This is a genomic window from Pantoea sp. GD03673 (genome assembly GCF_029844725.1).
Classification (GTDB): domain Bacteria; phylum Pseudomonadota; class Gammaproteobacteria; order Enterobacterales; family Enterobacteriaceae; genus Pantoea.
In genome coordinates, this window is record NZ_JAOCKJ010000037.1 from 1 (window position 1) to 1200 (window position 1200).

General features: G+C 53.7%; 1 rRNA gene. It reads right to left on the reverse strand.

Annotated elements, in window-relative coordinates:
- A 23S ribosomal RNA gene (locus N5J69_RS22165) occupies nucleotides 1–1169 on the reverse strand; the annotation flags it as partial.
- Between the last annotated feature and the right edge of the window lie 31 nt (nucleotides 1170–1200).

Sequence of the window (1200 nt, forward strand, 5' to 3'; positions counted from 1 at the left end):
GTCGCTGCCGCAGCTTCGGTGCATGGTTTAGCCCCGTTACATCTTCCGCGCAGGCCGACTCGACCAGTGAGCTATTACGCTTTCTTTAAATGATGGCTGCTTCTAAGCCAACATCCTGGCTGTCTGTGCCTTCCCACATCGTTTCCCACTTAACCATGACTTTGGGACCTTAGCTGGCGGTCTGGGTTGTTTCCCTCTTCACGACGGACGTTAGCACCCGCCGTGTGTCTCCCGTGATAACATTCTCCGGTATTCGCAGTTTGCATCGGGTTGGTAAGCCGGGATGGCCCCCTAGCCGAAACAGTGCTCTACCCCCGGAGATGAGTTCACGAGGCGCTACCTAAATAGCTTTCGGGGAGAACCAGCTATCTCCCGGTTTGATTGGCCTTTCACCCCCAGCCACAGGTCATCCGCTAATTTTTCAACATTAGTCGGTTCGGTCCTCCAGTTAGTGTTACCCAACCTTCAACCTGCCCATGGCTAGATCACCGGGTTTCGGGTCTATACCCTGCAACTTAACGCCCAGTTAAGACTCGGTTTCCCTGCGGCTCCCCTATACGGTTAACCTTGCTACAGAATATAAGTCGCTGACCCATTATACAAAAGGTACGCAGTCACCCCATAAAAGAGGCTCCCACTGCTTGTACGTACACGGTTTCAGGTTCTGTTTCACTCCCCTCGCCGGGGTTCTTTTCGCCTTTCCCTCACGGTACTGGTTCACTATCGGTCAGTCAGGAGTATTTAGCCTTGGAGGATGGTCCCCCCATATTCAGACAGGATACCACGTGTCCCGCCTTACTCATCGAGCTCACAGCATGTGTGTTTTTGTGTACGGGAGTATCACCCTGTACCCTGCGACTTTCCAGACGCTTCCACTAACACACAAACTGATTCAGGCTCTGGGCTGCTCCCCGTTCGCTCGCCGCTACTGGGGGAATCTCGGTTGATTTCTTTTCCTCGGGGTACTTAGATGTTTCAGTTCCCCCGGTTCGCCTTGCAGCACTATGTATTCATGCTGCAATGATGCACAGAGTGCACCGGGTTTCCCCATTCGGACATCGACGGCTGTAGCGGTTCATATCACCTTACCGTCGCTTTACGCAGATTAGCACGTCCTTCATCGCCTCTGACTGCCTGGGCATCCACCGTGTACGCTTAGTCGCTTAACCTCACAACCCACAGGCGTTTTCACGCTGCGCG